The 18,631-nt window shown below is 71.5% G+C and carries 15 protein-coding genes; 6 read left to right on the top strand and 9 right to left on the bottom strand.

Annotated elements, in window-relative coordinates; translation table 11 throughout:
• Positions 1 to 13: 13 nt before the first annotated feature.
• The gene (locus tag AC1PK7_RS03035; RefSeq protein WP_481099834.1) at positions 14 to 352 is read right to left on the bottom strand and encodes a DUF6172 family protein; all 339 of its coding nucleotides are present in this window, start codon (positions 350 to 352) and stop codon (positions 14 to 16) included.
• Positions 353 to 570: 218 nt separating this feature from the next.
• On the opposite strand from AC1PK7_RS03035, the gene AC1PK7_RS03030 reads away from it, so the two are divergent.
• Positions 571 to 1,332, top strand: a complete 762-nt coding sequence (locus AC1PK7_RS03030) for an SDR family NAD(P)-dependent oxidoreductase (protein ID WP_481099833.1) — start codon at positions 571 to 573, stop codon at positions 1,330 to 1,332.
• 199 nt (positions 1,333 to 1,531) lie between these two features.
• On the opposite strand, the gene AC1PK7_RS03025 is transcribed toward AC1PK7_RS03030, so the two are convergent.
• Entirely contained in the window at positions 1,532 to 2,164 is a 633-nt protein-coding gene (locus AC1PK7_RS03025; protein ID WP_481099832.1) for a Rossmann-fold NAD(P)-binding domain-containing protein, read from the bottom strand.
• A 343-nt stretch (positions 2,165 to 2,507) separates the two neighbouring features.
• Between AC1PK7_RS03025 and AC1PK7_RS03020 the strand changes: the two genes are divergently transcribed.
• Positions 2,508 to 3,434: a carbohydrate kinase family protein gene (locus tag AC1PK7_RS03020; protein WP_481099831.1), complete on the top strand. Its 927-nt coding sequence runs from the start codon at positions 2,508 to 2,510 to the stop codon at positions 3,432 to 3,434.
• Positions 3,435 to 3,525: 91 nt separating this feature from the next.
• Positions 3,526 to 4,026, top strand: coding sequence for an MgtC/SapB family protein (locus AC1PK7_RS03015; RefSeq protein WP_420008844.1), 501 nt, complete (start codon positions 3,526 to 3,528; stop codon positions 4,024 to 4,026).
• On the opposite strand, the gene AC1PK7_RS03010 is transcribed toward AC1PK7_RS03015, so the two are convergent.
• Entirely contained in the window at positions 3,987 to 4,613 is a 627-nt protein-coding gene (locus AC1PK7_RS03010; protein ID WP_481099830.1) for a ParB-like protein, read from the bottom strand. The genes AC1PK7_RS03015 and AC1PK7_RS03010 overlap by 40 nt on opposite strands.
• A gap of 442 nt (positions 4,614 to 5,055) precedes the next feature.
• On the opposite strand from AC1PK7_RS03010, the gene AC1PK7_RS03005 reads away from it, so the two are divergent.
• On the top strand, positions 5,056 to 6,654 hold the full coding sequence (locus AC1PK7_RS03005) for a GGDEF domain-containing protein (RefSeq protein WP_481099829.1): 1,599 nt from the start codon (positions 5,056 to 5,058) through the stop codon (positions 6,652 to 6,654).
• A 106-nt stretch (positions 6,655 to 6,760) separates the two neighbouring features.
• Here AC1PK7_RS03005 and AC1PK7_RS03000 read toward each other — a convergent pair whose 3' ends face one another.
• Positions 6,761 to 7,657: a DUF808 domain-containing protein gene (locus AC1PK7_RS03000; RefSeq protein ID WP_481099828.1), complete on the bottom strand. Its 897-nt coding sequence runs from the start codon at positions 7,655 to 7,657 to the stop codon at positions 6,761 to 6,763.
• A 140-nt stretch (positions 7,658 to 7,797) separates the two neighbouring features.
• Between AC1PK7_RS03000 and AC1PK7_RS02995 the strand changes: the two genes are divergently transcribed.
• Positions 7,798 to 9,423, top strand: a complete 1,626-nt coding sequence (locus AC1PK7_RS02995) for a dihydroxyacetone kinase subunit DhaK (protein ID WP_481099827.1) — start codon at positions 7,798 to 7,800, stop codon at positions 9,421 to 9,423.
• A gap of 367 nt (positions 9,424 to 9,790) precedes the next feature.
• Here AC1PK7_RS02995 and AC1PK7_RS02990 read toward each other — a convergent pair whose 3' ends face one another.
• Positions 9,791 to 10,948, bottom strand: coding sequence for an XAC2610-related protein (locus AC1PK7_RS02990; RefSeq protein ID WP_481099826.1), 1,158 nt, complete (start codon positions 10,946 to 10,948; stop codon positions 9,791 to 9,793).
• An 84-nt stretch (positions 10,949 to 11,032) separates the two neighbouring features.
• The gene (locus tag AC1PK7_RS02985; RefSeq protein ID WP_481099825.1) at positions 11,033 to 11,173 is read right to left on the bottom strand and encodes a hypothetical protein; all 141 of its coding nucleotides are present in this window, start codon (positions 11,171 to 11,173) and stop codon (positions 11,033 to 11,035) included.
• Between the two features lie 394 nt (positions 11,174 to 11,567).
• Between AC1PK7_RS02985 and AC1PK7_RS02980 the strand changes: the two genes are divergently transcribed.
• Positions 11,568 to 13,259, top strand: coding sequence for an ABC1 kinase family protein (locus AC1PK7_RS02980; RefSeq protein WP_481099824.1), 1,692 nt, complete (start codon positions 11,568 to 11,570; stop codon positions 13,257 to 13,259).
• A gap of 131 nt (positions 13,260 to 13,390) precedes the next feature.
• On the opposite strand, the gene AC1PK7_RS02975 is transcribed toward AC1PK7_RS02980, so the two are convergent.
• The 3 genes from AC1PK7_RS02975 to AC1PK7_RS02965 all read right to left on the bottom strand — a co-directional run bounded on the left by AC1PK7_RS02975 (position 13,391) and on the right by AC1PK7_RS02965 (position 18,626).
• Entirely contained in the window at positions 13,391 to 15,808 is a 2,418-nt protein-coding gene (locus tag AC1PK7_RS02975; RefSeq protein WP_481099823.1) for a DUF3772 domain-containing protein, read from the bottom strand.
• A gap of 269 nt (positions 15,809 to 16,077) precedes the next feature.
• Positions 16,078 to 17,100: an NAD(P)H-quinone oxidoreductase gene (locus AC1PK7_RS02970; protein WP_481099822.1), complete on the bottom strand. Its 1,023-nt coding sequence runs from the start codon at positions 17,098 to 17,100 to the stop codon at positions 16,078 to 16,080.
• Positions 17,101 to 17,315: 215 nt separating this feature from the next.
• The gene (locus AC1PK7_RS02965) at positions 17,316 to 18,626 is read right to left on the bottom strand and encodes a histidine-type phosphatase (RefSeq protein WP_481099821.1); all 1,311 of its coding nucleotides are present in this window, start codon (positions 18,624 to 18,626) and stop codon (positions 17,316 to 17,318) included.
• Between the last annotated feature and the right edge of the window lie 5 nt (positions 18,627 to 18,631).

Genomic DNA, 18,631 nt, shown 5'->3' with positions numbered 1-18,631 from the left:
CGCCGGATCGCGCTCAGTCCTCGAAGAAATCGTGCTCGCTTTCGCCCTGCCCGCCCTGCCCGCCCTTGGCCCGCGGCGGCCGCGTGCACGCCCGGCTGCGGATCTCCACGTAGAACTGCTCGCCGCCGGCGGCCACCAGCGCGTCGACCGCACGCAGCAGCTCGGCCGGCGGCAGCACGGCGGCGGTGGCTTCCTCGGTGCCGAACAGGGTGTCGAAATCCCAGTAGTCGGTGCCGGCCGGCAGGGTCTTGCGGCGCTCGCGGCGGATGTACTTGCGGATATCGTGCTTGGCGGCGTCGAGCAGGCGGTCGGGATGCTTGCCTTCGATGCGGAGCCGGTAGGTCTTCTTCATTGCGGGAAATCCTGGAAAGGGAAGAAGCGCAGCCAACAAAACGACTGTGCAGCCGCCAAGCGGGTGCGGAACTGCGCGCGACGTGTTGTGAGCCACGCTCAGGCAGCCGTCGCGGGACGGCGCTGCGTGGGATGGGCCGCCATGGTGCCAGAAGCGGCCGCGCGCTGCGGATTGCGCGGATAATCGACGCACGCCCCACCGCCACGCAGGAGCCACCGATGACCGATCCGTCCCCCTTCGCGGGATACCGCGTGCTCGTCGCCGGCGCCAGCCGCGGCATCGGCCTTGCCATCGCCGACGCCTTCGCACGCCACGGTGCGGCGGTGGCGATCTGCGCGCGCAGTCCGGCGCCGCTGGCCGAGGCCGCCACGCAGTTGCAGCGCCACGGCCACCCGGTGGCGCAGCAGTGCTGCGACCTGGCCGACGCCGCACAGATCGAGGCCTGGGTGGCGCAGGCCGCCGACGCACTGGGCGGCATCGACGTGATGGTCAACAACGCCTCCGGCTACGGCCACGGCGACGACGATGCGAGCTGGCAGGCCGGCTTCGACATCGACCTGATGGCCGCGGTGCGCTGCAACCGCGCCGCGTTACCGCACCTGCGCGGCAGTGGTCGCGGCTGCATCCTCAACATCAGCTCGATCAACGGCCTGCGGCCGACGCCGCGAGTGCCGGCATACTCGGCGGCGAAGGCGGCACTGAACTACTACACGACCACCCTGGCGACGCAGCTGGCGCGCGAACGGATCCGGGTCAACGCGATCGCGCCCGGTTCCATCGAATTCCCCGGCGGCCTGTGGGAGCAGCGCCGCCAGCAGCAGCCCGAGCTGTACCGGCAGATCCGCGCCAGCATTCCGTTCGGCGCCTTCGGCGCGATCGACGACGTCGCCAACGCTGCGCTGTTCCTGGCCTCGCCACAGGCGCGCTGGATCACCGGCCAGGTGCTGGCGGTGGACGGCGGACAGTCGCTGGGCGCCTGAGGCGGGTCGCGCGTACGGCCGCGGCCAATGCACGCGAGCGCGCTAAGGCGAGCGTGGGCTGCACGCGATGCGGTGCTGATGTGGCCTGGCGACGATGCCGCGCCGCAGACGATCGCCCCACGGCCGGGCTGTCGCTATCGCACGCGCAATGCTGCGGACTCGCGCACGCGCTCCCATCCCGAATCCCCAATCCCCGCTCCTAAACCAACTGCGCCGCCTCGATCACCTGCACGCCCGGACGCGCCCGCAGCGCGGCATCGACCAGCGCCGCGGCAATATGTTCGGCCGGGTTGATCCGGTAGCGCCGCGGCAGCAGCGGCCCGAGCGCACGCAGCACCACGCTGGCGGCATGCTCGCCGCGGCGGCGTTGCGCACGCTCGCCGCCGATCAGGCCGGGCCGCACCAGGGTCAGCGAGGGAAAGCCGAGCGCGCGCAGATCGTGTTCCAGGTCGCCCTTGACCCGGTTGTAGAACGCCCAGGACCGCGGATTCGCGCCCAGCGCGGAGTTCAGCGCGAAGGCCTCGGTGCCGTGCTGGCGCAGCAGGCGCGCGATCGCCAGCGGATAGTCGTGATCGACTAGGCGGAACGCCGCGCGCGAGCCGGCCTGGCGCATCGTGGTGCCGAGCGCGCAGATCGCCGCCTCCACCTGCCACCAGGGTGCCTGTGCCGGCAGCGCGTCGAAGTCGAGCACCGGGTTGTGCAGCTTGGGATGGGTCATGGCCAGCGCGCGCCGGGTCGGCGCGATCACCGCGCTGCAGGCCGGCTCGGCCAGCAACTGGGTCAGCGCGTGGCCGCCGACCAGGCCGGTGGCGCCGGCGAGCAGGATTTTCATGAACGGCCTTGGGGTTGGCTTGGGATGCGGCGACTATCGCAGGGGTGGCGGCAAGGTGCTGTCGGGGATGTTTGCGGCGGGCGTGGGCCATGAAGCGCGGCGCGCCCGTACCCTCACCCCAACCCCTCTCCCGGGGGGAGAGGGGCTATGGCCACACGGCTGTTCCCTTCTCCCCTCGGGAGAAGGTGCCCCGCAGGGGCGGATGAGGGTACGGGGCCCCAGCCAGCCTGATCCTCGCACGCTCTTGCCTGCCCCAACACGGTCGCCGCGCCGCAGCAGGTACGCCACAATAGCCGCCCCATCGCGCCGGCCGGCGCGCTGCAACCTGACGAGGAGCGGTTCGATGTTCGTGGTGTGCGGAGAGGCCTTGTACGACATCTTCATCGACGGCTATGCCGGCACCTCGGTCGCGATGACCGCGCGCCAGGGCGGTTCGCCGTTCAACGTGGCGATCGGCCTGGCCCGCCTGGGCGCGCCGTCGGCGCTGTTCACCGGCCTGTCCACCGATCCGCTCGGCCGCCAGCTGCGCGCCACGCTCGAAGGCGAAGGCGTGGCCCTGGACTACTGCATCGACAAGCGCGAGGCGACCACCCTGGTGATGGTCGCGCTGGACGCGAGCGGCGTACCCAACTACGCCTTCTACGGCACCGGCTGCGCCGATCGCGCGCTGACCGAGGCCGACCTGCCGGCGCTGGACGCGCGCGTCGGCGGCCTGCATTTCGGCTCGTACACCCTGGTCGCCGAGACCACCGCCAGCACCTTCCAGGCGCTGGCCGAACGCGAGCGCGGGCAGCGGCTGATCTCGCTGGACCCGAACGTGCGGCCGACGGTGGAGCCGGACATGGCGGTGTGGCGCGCGCGGCTGGCGCGCTGGATCGCGCTGGCGCACGTGGTCAAGGTCAGCCAGGAGGACATCGAGCTGCTGTATCCGCAGCAGGATCCGTTCGCCGTCGCCCGCAGCTGGCTGCAGCAGGGCCCGTCGCTGGTGGTGATGACTCTGGGCAGCGACGGCGCGGTGGCCTGGCGCGGTGACAGCGAGGCGCGCGTGCCCGGCCGCGTGGTGCAGGTGGCCGACACCGTCGGCGCCGGCGACAGCTTCCAGGCCGCGCTTCTGCAGCAGTTGCCCGATCCGGCCGCGCTGGCGGCGCTGGGCAGCGAGCCAGCCGCGCTGGAACGCCTGCTGCAGTTCTGCGTGGCCGCCGCGGCGATCAACTGCACCCGCGCCGGCGCCAACCCGCCCCGCCTGGACGAGGTCCGCGCCGCGCTCTGACGTCGGCCGGCAGCGTGCACGCAGCGCGCGCGGCCGGGTTGCCTAAGATGAGCCGGGCGCCCACCCCGCCGCATCCACCAGGAGATCTGCCTTGATCGAGCTGTCCGACATTGCCGTGCGCCTGGGCATCGCCGCGCTTGCCGGCGCGGCGATCGGGTTGAACCGCGACCTGCACGGCAAGCCGATCGGCATCCGCACGCTGGGCCTGGTCGGCCTGGCCACTGCGATGGTGGTGCTGTTGGCCGACCCGCTCGGCAAGGGCGGCTTCACCGATGCCGGCAGCCGCGTCATCCAGGGCATCCTGACCGGCATCGGCTTCCTCGGTGCCGGCGTCATCTATCACGTCGAGAAGCACGTGCGGGTCCACGGTCTGACCAGCGCCGCCTGCGTCTGGCTCACCGCCTGCGTCGGCATCATGTGCGGCGCCGGCCAGTGGCAGATCGTGGCGGTGTCGCTGGTCATCGCCTTCGTCATCCTGCTGTTCGGCGGGCGCGTCGAACGCGCCCTGCACGCGCTCCTGGGCGGCAGGCCGGCGCATGACACCCCGCCGGATCAATCGTCGGACAACGGCCCGCACCAGCCGGGCAAATAGCTCGCGTCCCTGCTCTTGGCCAGCGCGAGCGCGGTTTCCACGGCGCGGGCGAAATCCTCCTTGATGTCGCGGCGCCGCAGCCGGCGGCGGAACAGGTCGGCCCACAGGAATTCGCTGAAGGGCGTGGTGTCCTTGGCGTAGCCGCCCGCGCGCCGGACCTCTCCGGCGAGGCTGCGGTAGGGATCGTCCTTCAGGTCGGCGATCGACGTCGGCATGTCCTTGAACGGGCGGCGCTCGCCCTTGGCGTCGTAGGGATAGGCCCAACGCCGATGATCCAGCACGCTCCACAGCGCGCCCTTGTCGACCACGCTGAGGTCGGCGATCACCGTGACCAGGATGTCCTTTACCCCTTCGTCGTGCAGCGCCCGCGCCAGGTGGTGGTGGTCGACCACGTAGTACTTGCCGTCCGGCCCCAGCACCACCGGGATCATGTGCGTGCCGAGCAGCTCGGCCTGCTTGTGCTTGGACGCATGCGCACGCCAGCGCCTGCGCTTCTCCTTGACCTCGCGCATGCCCACGGTCATCTGCGTGGGGCGCAGGGAAAGGATCGGGACCGGGTGCAGCAGGGGTTCGCGGGAATCGGCCATGCGCAGTCTCCGTGGTGGTGGTGGGCGCGCCGCGGCAGGCGCGGCCGCCAGAGTGCCAGCGTCGTGCGCGTTCTGCACAGCGCCGTGGCAGAAGCTCCCCTCTCCCACCGGGAGAGGGGCTGGGGGTGAGGGTGCGACGGCTAGGGAACCTCTTCCCCAGACACCTCCCTAGCGAACCGCACCCTCATCCGCCCCTACGGGGCACCTTCCCCCGAAAAGGGGGCCATGGTCCCGGTGGGAGAAGGGAGGGGGCCACCGCGCCACCTGACCAAACCACTCCCCTCTCCCTCCGGGAGAGGGGCCGGGGGTGAGGGTACGACCGCAATGGAGTCTTCTTCACAGACCCACCACCCGCCGACTCAAGCGCGCGCCGCCAGCGCCGATATCCAGAGCCTGAGCGCCAGCATGGGCGGCGCATTGACCTGGGGAGGAGCCGGCTGGCATGTCGGACCAACGCGACGAGCCGCCGATCAGCGGACTGCGCAAGCTGCTGTCGCCGCGTCGGCGCGATCCGGCGACGACCGCGACGCTGCCGGCGCGCGCGCAGGGGCACGGGCACAAGCACGGCCACGCGGCGACGCCTGCAGAGGCGGCGACCGACCCGGCCGCCGCCACGGCCGCGCTGATCCGCCTGTTCCAGCAGGCGCACGAGCCGCTGGGCCTGCTCGGCGCCTTCGCCGACGGCATGGCCGCGCTGCACGGTGAATTGGGCGACATGGGCCGGCGCCTGCAATCGGCGGCGAGCAGCGGCGACTGGCCCAGCTATGGCCGCGCACTGCGCCAGCTGATCGACAAGTACATCCGCACCATCGACGTCGACGACCCGCTGGCCGGGCCCAGCGACAGCGAGCGCCTGCGCGACCTGTTGCGGCAGACCGTGGCCGGCGCGCTGGCGGCGCTGCTGCACACCCTGCCCGAACTGGCCGGCGAGGCCGAGGCCAGCGGCGAGGCGCTGCGCCAGTGGCGCCCCGGGCAGCCGCTGGAACCGGTAGCGCAACAGGTGCGCGAGCTGTGCCACCAGATCGCGTTGCGCGCCAACGACGGCCAGGAGCAGCAGGCGCTGTTGCTGAGCCTGTTCGACCTGCTGCTGGAGAACGTGGGCGAACTGCTCGACGACACCAGCTGGCTGCAGGGCCAGATCGCGGTGGTGCGCGACCTGATCGCCGGGCCGCTGGACCGCTACTCGATCGAGGAGGCGCGCGGCAGCCTGCGTGAGGTGATCTACAAGCAGGGCCTGCTCAAGCAGGGCATTGCCGAATCCAAGGAGGCGATGAAGGACCTGATGCTGACCTTCGTCGCAGACCTGGACGGCATGGCCGCCAGCACCGGCGAATTCCACGACCGTATCGCCGACTACTCGCAGACCATCCGCGACGCGCGCAGCATCGCCGACCTCAACCGCCTGCTGCAGGAAGTGCTGCAGGACACCAGCCACGTGCAGGAGCAGGCGCTGCGCGCGCGCGATCACCTGATCGCCGCACGCCAGGAGGTGGAGGCGGCGGAGCAGCGCATCCTGCGCCTGGAGCAGGAACTGCAGGACGTCAGCGGCCTGGTGCGGGTCGACCAGCTTACCGGCGCGCTCAACCGCCGTGGGCTGGAGGACCTGTTCGCGCGCGAACTGGTGCGCACCGAACGCAGCGCGCAGCCGCTGTGCGTGGCGATGCTGGACCTGGACGATTTCCGCAAGCTCAACGAGACCTACGGTCACCCCGGCGGCGACAGCGCCCTGCGCCACGTGGTGGAAGTGGCGCGCACCACCTTGCGCGCCAGCGATGCCGTCGCCCGCTTCGGCGGCGAGGAGTTCGTGCTGCTGATGCCGGACTGCACGATCTTCGAGGCCAGTGCGGCGGTGACCCGCGTGCAGCGCGCGCTGGCCCAGCGCGCGGTAGTGCATGAAGACCAGCGGGTGTTCGTCAGCTTCAGCGCCGGCGTGGCGCTGCGCCAGCCCGGCGAAGCGCAGGACGCGCTGATCCGCCGCGCCGACCGTGCGCTGTACGAGGCCAAGAAGGCCGGCAAGAATCGGGTGGTGTCGGCCGACTAGCTGGCGCCGGCGTGGCCGGCGCGGGATTGGGGAGTCGGGATTGGGGATTCGCAAAAGCGGGCCTGGGCGGCGCTGTTGCGAATACCGAATCTCCAATCCCGAATCCCTATTCCCGCACCTTCTTGACGCCCAGCACCACCGCCAGCACCACCGCGCCGGCCACGATACCCACCACCGCATTGCCCAAGGCCAGCACCAGGCTGCCCAGGCCACCGCTCGGGGCGATGGCCTCGATGGCGTGGTGCAGCGGGCCGATGCTGTGCACCAGGATGCCGCCGCCGACCAGGAACATCGCCGCGGTGCCGGCGACCGACAGGGTGCGCATCAGCCACGGCGCCAGCCACAGGATGCCGCGGCCGATCGTCGCGGCGGCGGCGCCCTTGCGGCTCAGATACAGGCCCAGGTCGTCGAGCTTGACGATGCCGGCGACCAGGCCATAGACGCCGGCGGTCATCGCCAGCGCGATCGCCACCAGCACCGCGACCTGCTGCACGAACGGCACGCCGGCGACCACACCCAGCGACAGCACGATGATTTCGGCCGAGAGGATGAAGTCGGTGCGGATCGCGCCCTTGACCTTGTCCTTCTCCAGCGCCACCACGTCCACCTGCTGGTCGGCCAGCGCCTGCACCTGCTGCGCGCGACGTTCCGCGTCCTCTTCCTTCGAGTGCAGGAAACGGTGCGCCAGCTTTTCCACGCCCTCGAAGCACAGGAAGGCACCGCCGATCATCATCAGCGGGGTGATCGCCCACGGCAGCCAGGCGCTGATCGCCAGCGCCGCCGGCACCAGGATCGCCTTGTTCAGCAGCGAGCCCTTGGCCACCGCCCACACCACCGGCAGTTCGCGGTCGGCGTTCACCCCGGTCACCTGCTGCGCGTTCAGCGCCAGGTCGTCGCCGAGCACGCCGGCGGTCTTCTTGGCCGCGACCTTGGTCAGGATCGACACGTCGTCGAGCAGGGTGGCGATGTCGTCGAGCAGGGTGAACAGGCTGGCGCCGGCCATGCGGGGATTCCATTCGGGATGAGCGGCGATTCTCGCCGATTCCGCCGGCCACGTGCGTGAGCGGTGCCGCCTCAGCCGCGCATAACGCCGGCTCGGCTACCGTGCGCGGCAGGCCCGCATTGCCCGCGAAGGAGACCCGAATGGACCAGTTCCTCACCGCCCCCCGCGCCATCGTCGACGACGTGCTCGCGTCCGCGGCCATGCTGCAACCGCTGCGGCTGTCCGAGACCGACAGCGGCACCCGCATCGTGCTGCAGGCCGCACGCGATCCGCGCCAGGTCGCGGTGCTGTCCGGCGGCGGCGCCGGGCACGAGCCGGCGCATGCCGGCTTCGTCGGCCCGGGCATGCTCAGCGGCGCCATCGCCGGCGACCTGTTCGCCTCGCCCGGGGTGGAGGCGGTGCTGGCGGCGATCCGCGCCTGCGCCGACGCGCCCGGCGTGCTGATGGTGATCAAGAACTACACCGGCGACCGGCTCAATTTCGGCTTGGCCGCCGAGCGCGCCCGCGCTGAGGGCATCGACGTGGCCAGCGTGCTGGTCGCCGACGACATCGCCCTGCCCGACGTCGCGCAGCCGCGCGGCATCGCCGGCACGGTGCTGGTGCACAAGTACGTGGGCCACCTGGCGCGCGAGGGCGTGCCGCTGGCCGAACTGGCGCAGCGCGGCCAGGCCTTCGCCGACCGCCTGCTGTCGCTGGGCATGGCCTTGTCCAGTTGCAGCGTGCCGGGCCAGCAGGCCGGCCGCCGCGCGCCGGAACTGGGCCTGGGCATCCACAACGAGCCGGGCGCGCGGCCGGTGCAGCCCGGCACCGTGGAGGAGGCGTTGGCGCTGGTGCTGGACCCGCTGCTGGCGCAGGCCGATGCGCGCCTGGGCGACGACGCGCCGCTGGTGCTGATGCTCAACGACCTCGGTGGCTGCTCGACGCAGGAACTGGGCGTGCTGACGCGGCTGACGTTGCAGCGCATCGGCGTCGAGCGGGTCGCGCTGATGCCGGTGCCGGCAGCGCTGATGACCTCGATGGACATGCACGGCTTCTCGATCACCCTCGCCCCGGCCGACGCAGACGTGCTCGCCGCGCTGCAGGCGCCGGTGCAGACCCTTGGCTGGCCCGGCGTGCGCGTGCCGCATGCGGTGCAGACCTTTGCTCCGGCACTGAAGCGCGACGACGACCATCGCCAGGGTCCACGCGATGCGCAATGCGCGGCCGCACTGGCGCGGGTGGCGCAGGCGCTGATCGCCGCGCAGGCGGAACTGGACGCGCTGGACGCGCGCAGCGGCGATGGCGATGCCGGCAGCACCTTTGCCGCCGGCGCGCGCGCCCTGCAGCAGGCCCTGGACACCGATGCGCTGGCCACCGGCGATGCCACCGCACTGGCGCGCGGCCTGGCGGCGACGATCGAACACAGCATGGGCGGCTCCAGCGGCGTGCTGCTGTCGATCCTGTTCACCACCGCCGCCGGTGCTCTGGCGGAGGGACGCGACTGGGTGCAGGCGCTGCAGGCCGGCGTGGCGCGGATGCAGCACTACGGCGGCGCGCAACGCGGCGACCGCACCCTGCTCGATGCGCTGCTGCCGGCGCTGGACGCCCTGGCGCAGGGCGCGGACGTGGACGCCGCCGCCCACGCCGCGCGCGCGGGTGCCGATGCCACCGCACGGCTCATCCGCGCCGGCGCCGGCCGCGCCGCCGCGGTACCGGCGGATGCCTTGCGTGGCGTGATCGACCCGGGCGCCGAAGCGGTGGCGCGGGCATTCGCGGCGTGGCGGTGAAGCAGCCGGTCGGGTCGGCGGATGCGGTGCGCGGGAGGTAGGGGTCAATCGGGGTGGCAGGCGCGCTCGGGAACGCCTGTCGCGGCTGAAGCCGCTCCTACGACGCGCCCCACGCCTCATGCATGGCGTCGTCGCCGCACACGTAGGCAACTCCGCATGCAATGCCACCAGGAATCGGCGGCCGTGCCCTCCCTCGTTGTAGGAGCGGCTTCAGCCGCGACAGGATTCACCGATAACGCCCATCGCGGCTGAAGCCGCTCCTACAAGGCTTGCAGCGCGCTGTCCGAGCGCACTGTGGGAGGGACTTCAGTCCCGACGCACGCAAGTCGGAATCGCCAGCATCCTGGGAGCAACGCCCCGTCGTCCACTACTCCGCCGACGCAGCCTCCAGCGCCTGCGCCACCGCCTGCAGCGAGCCATGCACCGAGCCGGGCTGCAGCGCCAGCGGCTGGGTCTTGCCGCGCGCCACCACCTCCATGCGCTGCGGCACGCCCTGCGCATTGCCGACGATGCGGTAGGTGGTGTCGCCACGCGCGAAGCTGAGCAGATGGCGGTCGGCGTCGTAGTCCATCGCCTCGCCCTGCGCGTCCGGATACAGCAGATCCACCCGCTGCTGCGCGCCAAGCGCCGCGTAGTACGGTGTGCCGCTTGCGCCGTCGCCGACGTTGGCGAACACCACGATGCGCTTGCCGGCCGGTGCCAGGCGGAACTCGAGCAGGATCTTGCGCTGGCCTACCGCGGTCTCGCCTTCCTCGTCCCACAGGTAGTGCATGTCGGGCACGCGCTTGCCGCCACGATCGCGATACACGGTCTCTTGCGCCAGTCCCGGCCCGTCGCCGCGCGCATCCTCGACCGTTTCGCGCTCCAGCAACGGCTCACCATCGCGGATCGAGTACGTCGCGAACTGGTGCCAGCAGCAGCCGTCCTTGGTCATGGTGTGGAGCTCGCGCGCCTGCGCATCCACCTCGAACAGGCCGCAGTTGCTCTGCGCCAGCTCGGTGAAGTCCGCATCGGCCTCGAAGCCGTCGGCGGTACCCAGGTACACCTGGTAGGACGGGCCGTGATAGCAGCTGTTCTGGCCATCCATCACCGCCAGGTCCTTGATCCCGTCGAAATTGAAATCGTCGTAGATCAGCACGCTCTGCTCGCCGTACGGCAGCTTATGCACATTGGCCTTGACCTTGCCGCTCTTCGCATCGGTGTCCAGCACCAGCTCCGGCGAGGCCACCTCGAGCAGCGGCGTGGCGTTGCCGCGGGCGAACACGCGCACGATGCCGGGACGGAACACCTCGCCGCTGTCCTCGATCTCCAAGGTGGCGCGGTAGCGGTCGGAGAAGTCCTGCAGGTCGTAACGGCGGTGCGTGCTGGCGGCGAAGGCCTTGGCGTCGAAGTCGTCGGCGGCATACCGCTGGGTCTGCGTCGCGGCGGTCGCGGTCGACGACAGCAGCACGAGCAGCAAGGCCAGGCATGCACGCGCCGACAGCACACGGGCATGGCCAACGGCATGCGAGACGATGGAGGACATGGTGACGTTCCTGGCGGCGGGCAGCGGAAGCCAAGGGTAAGGCTGGCCGTGGCGGCCGGCCAGAGGCCAGCGGACGGCGGCGCGTCAGAACAGCGCGCGTGCCAGCGCCCGCAGCGCCGCGCGCGCCTCGGTGGCGATGCCGCCGCCGTCCTCGCCCAGCCAGGCCACCGCGAGCAGCACCACGACCACCCCAGCCGCCAGCAGCGCGAGCCGACGTCCGCTCATCGGCCGGGCGCCCTACCGAACGGGCGCGATTGCGCAACGCACGGTGCAGCGCGTCGCGGCGCGGGTGCCACCCGCGCTCGGTCGCCGCACCGGGAGCGTCCGCTGCGTCCCACCCTCCTCACCGCCATCGCCACTCGCCCTGCCGCACTGCGCGCTGTTCTCCGACCCGCGTTGCGCGGCAGCATACGCGGCGGGCATGTCGCCCGACCATCGGCACAAGCCGGTTGGCCAAACCGCGGTCCCGGCGAGCCTGTTGCCGGCAGCGCGCCGCCACGGCAACGCAGCCTGGCGCCTGCGTTCCCCGGCGCCGGGCCCAACCCCGCGCGGGATTCACTGCGCGACGACCCGGCCGTGGCCAAACTCGTCGCAGCCTTTCGCCTGCCTGGAGCCCACCTTGAGCGCGACGCCCGACGCTGCGGCCACACCGCACGTGATCGGCGGCCTCAGCCGCCGTACCCAGATCCTGCGCCTGCTGCTGCGCTACCGCAGCTCCGGGGTGTTTTCCGGCATGGACATGGAGACCGCCCAGGGCGAGCACGAGCTGCCGCCGGAAGGCACGCCGGAACAGTTCGTCACCGATCTTGAGGCGCTCGGCCCGACCTTCGTCAAGCTCGGGCAGATGCTGTCCACGCGCCCGGACGTGGTGCCACCGGAGTTCGCCACCGCCCTGGAGCGGATGCAGGAGAACACCACGCCGATTCCGAGCGAACGCATCCGCGAGATCGTCGAGGCCGAGCTCGGCGTCGGCATCAACAAGGCCTTCTCCGCCTTCGACGACACCCCGCTGGGCAGCGCCTCGCTGGCGCAGGTGCACCGCGCGGCGCTGCGCGACGGCACCCCGGTGGCGATCAAGGTGCAGAAGCCCGAGGTCGCCGCGCAGGTGCGCGCGGACCTGGAGGTACTGCGCAGCTTCGCCAGCGCCGCCGACAAGCTGACCGGGCTGGGCCGGCGCATCCGCTTCGCCGACTGGCTGGCCGAATTCGGCAAGGCGCTGCTGGCCGAACTGAACTACGAGGCCGAGGCCGAGAACCTGACGCGCTTCGGCGAGCACCTGCGGCCGTTCCCGCAGCTGTGGGTGCCACAACCGGTGTGGGACCTGTGCAGCCGCCGCGTGCTGACCATGCAACTGGCCGAAGGCGTGCGCGTGGACAAGATCTCCGGGCTGCGCCGCACCGAGCAGCCGATGGACGACCTGGCCGCGGCGCTGGTGCGCGGCTACCTGGACCAGATGTTCGTGCACGGCGAGATCCACGCGGATCCGCATCCGGGCAACCTGCGCGTGCTCGCCGACGGGCGCCTGGCGATCTTCGACCTGGGCATGGTCGCGCACGTGCCGCCGAAGCTGCGCGAGCGCCTGCTCAAGCTGCTGTTCGCCGCGGTCGACGGCCGCGGCGAGGAAGTGGCCGAGGAGACCATCGCGCTGAGCACGCGCCTGGAGGACTTCGACGAGGAACGCTACCAGCGCGAGACCGGACAGATGATCGCCCGCTACGCCGCGCACGATGCCATGTCCGAAGGCCGGGTGGTGCTGGACCTTGTGCGCATCGCCACCGCCTACGGGCTGCGCACGCCGCCGGAGCTGAGCCTGCTCGGCAAGACCCTGCTCAACCTGGAAGCGGTGTGCCGCGCGCTGTCGCCGCACCTGGACACCCGCGTGGTGGTCGAGGACCAACTGCAGCACGTGATGCGCGCGCGGCTGAAGAAGTCGCTGTCGGCGGCCAACCTGGCCAGCGAGGCGATGGAATTGCAGGCGCTGCTGCGCGAGGGCCCGCGCCGCATCTCCGACATCCTCACCCTGGCCGCGGAAAACCGCCTGCAGGTGCGCGTGGCCGGGCTGGAGGAATCGCGGCTGATGGAGAGCCTGCAGAAGATCGCCAACCGCGTCGCCGCCGGCATCGTCACCGCCGCGCTGATCCTGGCCTCCACGCAGATGATGCGCATCGACACCGGCAGCAAGCTGTTCGGCTACCCGGCGATCGCGATGGTGCTGTTCCTGCTGGGCGTGGTGCTGGGGCTGGGCATCGTGGTCAGCGCGGTGCTGTTCGACCGGCGCGCGCACGCGCGCGAGGAGCGCGGGAGGCGCTGAAAAGCCGGGAGTGGGGAATCGGGAATGGGGAATCGTAGGAGCGGCTTCAGCCGCGACCTGCCGCGCCGGCAGCTGGCGGCCAAAGCCGCTTCGCGCTCCACCAATCCCGAATCACCACTCCCGAATCCCGGCTACTCCTGAGGATCGCGTAGAAGCTTCACTTCCTGCGGCGACTCCAGCGCGATGCCCTCCTCGGCCAGGCGCTGCAGCAGGGCGAAGAACAGTTCGCTGCGGGTGCCGTAGGTCAGCCGCGGCGAGGCCACGTAGGCGAAGCTGTTGAGGGTCACGTGGCCGTTGGCGATGGAGTCGATGAATACCGACGGCGCCGGGTCGTCCAGCACGCCTTGATGCGCCGCGTACAGTTCCAGCAGGATGGCGCGCAGCTTGACCACGTCGGTGCCCAGCGACACCGCGAACTGGATCTGCACCCGCCCCAGCGGCCCGGCCAGGGTCATGTTGCGCAGGGTCTTGGTGATCAGTTCGGAGTTGGGCACGATCAGGGTGGAGCGGTCGCCGACCTGGATCTCGGTGGCGCGCACGCTGATCCGGCGCACATCGCCCTCCTGGTCGCCGATCTTGATCCAGTCGCCGATCTTGACCGGGCGCTCGGCGAGCAGGATCAGGCCGGACACGAAGTTCTGGGTGATCGACTGCAGGCCGAAGCCGATGCCGACCGACAGCGCGCTGACCACCAGCGCGATCCGCTCCAGGCCGATGCCCAGCGCGGCCAGCGCCCACAACGCTGCCAGGATGATGCCGACATAACGCGCCACCGTGCTGATCGAATTGCGCGAGCCGTCGTCCAGTTCGGTCTTGGGCAGATAGGTCTGGGTCAGCCAGCGATGCAGGTACTGCATGACGCCCAGGCCGAGCAGCAGCACCAGCACGGAGCGCGCGATCGCGCCCGGGTACAGCACCACCTTGTCGCTGACGCGGATGCCGTCGGACAGCAGCGAGAACCAGTCCGAGATGATCGAGACATTGGTGCCGAACGGCATCAGCAGCGCGCCGATGCCGATCAGCAGCAGCACCACCCGCAGCAGCGCCGAGGTCAGCACCCCGGCCTGCTCCAGGCTGCTCGAGCGCACCCCCAGCGCGCCGTTGGCGGCGCGGCCGATGCGGCCTTCGCTGGCGAACAGCCACAGCGCGAAGTCGTCGGCGAAGGTCATCAGCAGCCGCACCGCGCCGACGATCATGGTGATCCAGATGATCTGCCGGGTGATGAACAGGCCCAGGTGCAGATAGCCCAGCAGCGCCGCCAGCAGCGCCACCACCACCGCCACCTTGACCAGCACGCCGATCAGCGCGAGCACCCCGCCGTGCTGGCCGGGTGGCGGCGGCTGGTCGTTGGCCAGCGCCTGCGCCGCCGCCTCGGCGTACTGGCGCCGGCGCAGCCGCGTCAGGCTGGTCAGCGTCGCCAGGATCAGCACGCCGTAGACCAGCGCGATCACCCCGTCGGCGGCGACGGTGGCCGAGTCGCTGGTGCGCGCGGCCTGGTTGATCACCAGCAGCATGCTGCTGAGCCAGGCCAGCGCCGCGGTGGCCCAGGTGTACTTGCGCAGGCGCCGCGCGGTGGCGTCGTCGATCGGGAACAGCCGCCAACTCGGCTGGTTCGGCAGCAGCACGCTGGCGCCGAGCGAGCCCATGAAGGCGGCGGCGAAGCTGACCCACACGAACCCATTGAGCACCGCATCCAGCCGCTCGGGCACCGCATCGATGCTGCGCAGGGCCTCGGCCAGGGCCAGCGCGGCCAGGCCCGGGGTCAAGGTCCCCAGCAGCAGGAACCAGATCGCCAGGCCCGAGCGGCGCAGGCGGCTGCCCGGCGCGCGCGACATCGCATAGCGCTTGCCCAGCCAGCGCAGCAGGTAGCGCAGCGGGAACAGCAGGATCAGCGCGATGGCGATGCCGATGCCGAGCGCACCGTTGCCATGTTCGGCGATCGCGCCCTGCAGCGACTGCTGGCCGAGCGCATACAGCGCCAGCAGCTTGGCCTGGTCGTCGGGAAAGTCGTCGGCGATCTGCTTCCACAGCGTCGGCGACAACGGCGAGGGCGAGCGCAGCGACAGCTCCTGGCTGAAATGCTCGGCGCGCGCACGTTCGATGTCGTCGGCCAGTTGCCGCGCCTCCACCACCATCAGCTTGCCGCGCTTGACGCCCGAGTCCAGGGCGTCGCGCTGCTTGGTCAGCGCCTTGCGCTGTGCGGCGATGTCGGGCGAATCGCCGGTGGCGGCCGGACCGAGCTGTTGCAGGCGCGCATTGACCTGCGCCAACTGCTGCGAGAGCGCATCGGCGGCAGTCTGCGCATCGTTGGAGGCGTCGGAGACCTGCGTGACCAGGTCTTGGAAGGCGGCCTGGTTGCCGGCATCCACTTCCTTGCCGCGCGCGTCCTTCAGCGACTTGGCGGCGTTGTCCAGCAGGGTCTGCGGGTCCGGCGGCGCGTCGGCGGTGTCCTGCGGCTGGGCGGAGGCCACCGCCGCGCACAGCCACAACAGCAGCAGGACGCAACGCAACAGGGAAGACGAGGATGCGGAACGGGGCAGCAGGCGCACGCAGGGACCGGCACGGGCAAGCGCGGACCACCGCGCGTGCGGCGCACTATACGGCGCGGCGCTTGAACCGGGCCAGCGTGTTGGCGCGGCTGTGTTGCGAGGGGGCGCGGAACACCTGCGCGCGCGGTGGCCAGCAAGGGTGGCCTCCCATCAAAGCCGGGATCGCATGTAGGAGCGGCTTCAGCCGCGAGAGGCTTTACCGGGAACGCCCGTCGCGGCTGAAGCCGCTCCTACGACAGCAGGCGGGTCGCCGCGACCGACGCCCGGGCTCACCGCGCGTCCGTCACCAGCATGATCTTGCCGATATGCGCGCTGGATTCCATCAGCGCATGCGCCTGCGCCGCCTCCTGCAGCGGGAAGCAGCGGTCCACCTGCGGCTTGATGCGACCCTCGGCCAGCAACGGCCACACCCGCTCCTCCAGTTCGCGCGCGATCGCCGCTTTTTCCATCACCGAGCGCGGACGCAGGGTCGAGCCGGTGTGGGTCAGGCGCTTGGCCAGCAGCGGCATCAGGTCCAGTTCGCGCACCTTGCCCTGCTGGATGCCGATCTGCACGATGCGCCCGTCCAGCGCCGCGGCCTGGTAGTTGCGCGCCAGGTAGTCGCCGCCGATCAGGTCCACGATCACGTCCGCGCCGCGGCCCTCGGTGAGGCGCATGGTCTCGGCGACGAAGTCTTCCTCGCGATACAGGATCGCCGCCTCCGCGCCCAGCGCCAGGCTGGCCGCGCGCTTGTCGGCCGAGCCCACGGTGCTGATCACCCGCGCGCCGAAGGCCCGCCCGAGCAGCGTGGCGACGCTGCCGATGCCGGAGGTGCCGCCGTGCACCAGCAAGGTCTCACCGGACTGCAGGCGGCCGCGCTGGAACACGTTGGTCCACACGGTGAAGAAGGTTTCCGGCACCGCGGCGGCCTCGGTCAGGCTCAGCGCCGCCGGCACCGGCAGGGCGTTGCGCTCGTGCACCACCGCGTACTCGGCGTAGCCGCCGCCGGCGACCAGCGCGCAGACCTGGTCGCCTAGCCGGTAGCGCTCCACGCCTTCGCCCAGGCCGACCACCTCGCCGGCGAACTCCAGTCCCGGCAGTGGCGACGCGCCCGGCGGCGGCGGATAGCTGCCCTGGCGCTGCATCACGTCGGGACGATTGACGCCGGCCGCAGCCACCCGCACCAGCAGTTCGCCGCGCCCGGGGTGCGGCAACGGCACGCGCACCGGCACCAGCACCTCGGGCGCACCGGGCTGGCGGATTTCGATCGCGGTCATGGTGTCGGGCAGCGCGGCGGCGTGGGTCGGGGACATGGCGGGGTCCTGGCAAAGAGCGCGGCGCACGCAGGCGCAGGCGCGTGGGGGAACCGCGATGATCGACCCTTCGCGCTGAGTGGTCCGTGACGGCGGGCGGCACACCCCGGCCCCCGTGGCACTGGTAGGAGCGGCTTCAGCCGCGACAGGCATTACCAGGAACGCCCGGTCGCGGCTGAAGCCGCTCCTACGGTGCCGCCAAGCGCAGGCGCCAGCTAATCGCCCACCGGGGCCGCCTGCGCCGGCCATGGCGTCATTGCCGGCACGGCAGCCTCGACCCGCTGCGGATCCAGCCGCGCCTGCAACGCCGGCAACGCGATCGCCAGCGGGCAGCGCAGGCGGCCGCCGCAGCCGGGCAACGACCAGCGCCGCTCGCGCAGGCCACGGCCGTCGAAGCGGTTGCCACGCAGCGCCGGCAAGGTCGGCACCACGCTGCGCAGTTGCAGGAAGTCGCGGCCGTCCTGCCGCACCAGGTCCAGCAGCAGCGCACCACCCGGCGGATACGCATCCGGCTGGCCGGGCACCAACGGGTCGATGCCGAACAGGCCCGCCAGATGCGCCAGGTTGGTGTCGTGGCCCAGCAGCACCAGCGCGCGCGTGTCCGCCGGCGCCAGCGGCGCCACCGCCGGCGCCTGCCCGGCCGCCGCCTGCAACGTCGCCAGCAGGTGCGCGAGCAGGTTGGAGCCACCGGCACGCGCCGCAGGCAGCGTCCGCTTGCTGTAGGCGAAGGAGGCGTTGTGCAGGCCGATCAGCCGCTGCAGCGCCGCGGCATCGGCGCGCCCCCAGGCCACTTGCGGCAACGGCAGGCCCTGCGCGTACTCCAGCATCAGGTTCTCGGCCAGGCTGCCGGCGGTCTTCAAGGCCTTGGCCGCCTGCGCCGGATCCTGCAGCCGCTGCGGATCGTCCAGGCGCGGCGAGGCCTGCGCAGCGCAGGCCGACCCCGCACAGCCGGACAGCACCCGCTGCAGCGCGCGCAGCCGCTTGCGCGTGGTCACGTCCAGCTGCAGCGGTGGCGCGGGTGCATCGTCGTCCTTGTCCTCGTCCTTGCCGAAATGGAACAGCGGGTTGTTCTGCGTCGTCGGCAATGCGAGGTAGTGCGCCTGGCACCCCGGCAGCAGTCCCTCGGTAAAGGCCGCCGCGCTGTCGTGGTTGCGCGGCGTGCTGTCGCCGATCACCACCGCGCCGGACCCGGCGCAATCCGGCGCCAGCACCGCCGTGGCCAACCAGCGCTGCCGGTAGCGCGCGCCCAGCGCCTGCATGCCGGCGGCACCGTGCGCCGTGAGCTGGCCGGGCGCCACCGGCCATTGCGGCCAGGGTTGCGTGGCGTACTTGGCCAGGTCTTCTGGCGATTGCGTCGGTGCGCGCACGCCGTGGCGCATCACCACGATCGTCAGGCGCACCTGCGCGGCATCCGGTGCGGTGGGCGCCTTGGGCGATGCCGCCGCCGGCCAGGCGGCGCTGGCGACGCACAGCACCGCAGCCAGGCACCATCCGCTGTGCAGTCGTGCGAATCGGGAAGCGATCATGGCCG

The organism is Xanthomonas sp. NCPPB 3174 (assembly GCF_056725205.1).
The sequence above is the reverse complement of the archived record's forward strand: the minus strand, read 5'-3'. Positions and strand labels throughout refer to the sequence as shown.

What these genes read in the sequence shown, in the direction of transcription:
- AC1PK7_RS03035 (WP_481099834.1), bottom strand. Translation starts at nt 352, where the DNA reads ATGAAGAAGACCTACCGGCTCCGCATCGAAGGCAAGCATCCCGACCGC.
- AC1PK7_RS03030 (WP_481099833.1), top strand. Translation starts at nt 571, where the DNA reads ATGACCGATCCGTCCCCCTTCGCGGGATACCGCGTGCTCGTCGCCGGC.
- AC1PK7_RS03025 (WP_481099832.1), bottom strand. Translation starts at nt 2,164, where the DNA reads ATGAAAATCCTGCTCGCCGGCGCCACCGGCCTGGTCGGCGGCCACGCG.
- AC1PK7_RS03020 (WP_481099831.1), top strand. Translation starts at nt 2,508, where the DNA reads ATGTTCGTGGTGTGCGGAGAGGCCTTGTACGACATCTTCATCGACGGC.
- AC1PK7_RS03010 (WP_481099830.1), bottom strand. Translation starts at nt 4,613, where the DNA reads ATGGCCGATTCCCGCGAACCCCTGCTGCACCCGGTCCCGATCCTTTCC.
- AC1PK7_RS03005 (WP_481099829.1), top strand. Translation starts at nt 5,056, where the DNA reads ATGTCGGACCAACGCGACGAGCCGCCGATCAGCGGACTGCGCAAGCTG.
- AC1PK7_RS03000 (WP_481099828.1), bottom strand. Translation starts at nt 7,657, where the DNA reads ATGGCCGGCGCCAGCCTGTTCACCCTGCTCGACGACATCGCCACCCTG.
- AC1PK7_RS02995 (WP_481099827.1), top strand. Translation starts at nt 7,798, where the DNA reads ATGGACCAGTTCCTCACCGCCCCCCGCGCCATCGTCGACGACGTGCTC.
- AC1PK7_RS02990 (WP_481099826.1), bottom strand. Translation starts at nt 10,948, where the DNA reads ATGTCCTCCATCGTCTCGCATGCCGTTGGCCATGCCCGTGTGCTGTCG.
- AC1PK7_RS02985 (WP_481099825.1), bottom strand. Translation starts at nt 11,173, where the DNA reads ATGAGCGGACGTCGGCTCGCGCTGCTGGCGGCTGGGGTGGTCGTGGTG.
- AC1PK7_RS02970 (WP_481099822.1), bottom strand. Translation starts at nt 17,100, where the DNA reads ATGTCCCCGACCCACGCCGCCGCGCTGCCCGACACCATGACCGCGATC.
- AC1PK7_RS02965 (WP_481099821.1), bottom strand. Translation starts at nt 18,626, where the DNA reads ATGATCGCTTCCCGATTCGCACGACTGCACAGCGGATGGTGCCTGGCT.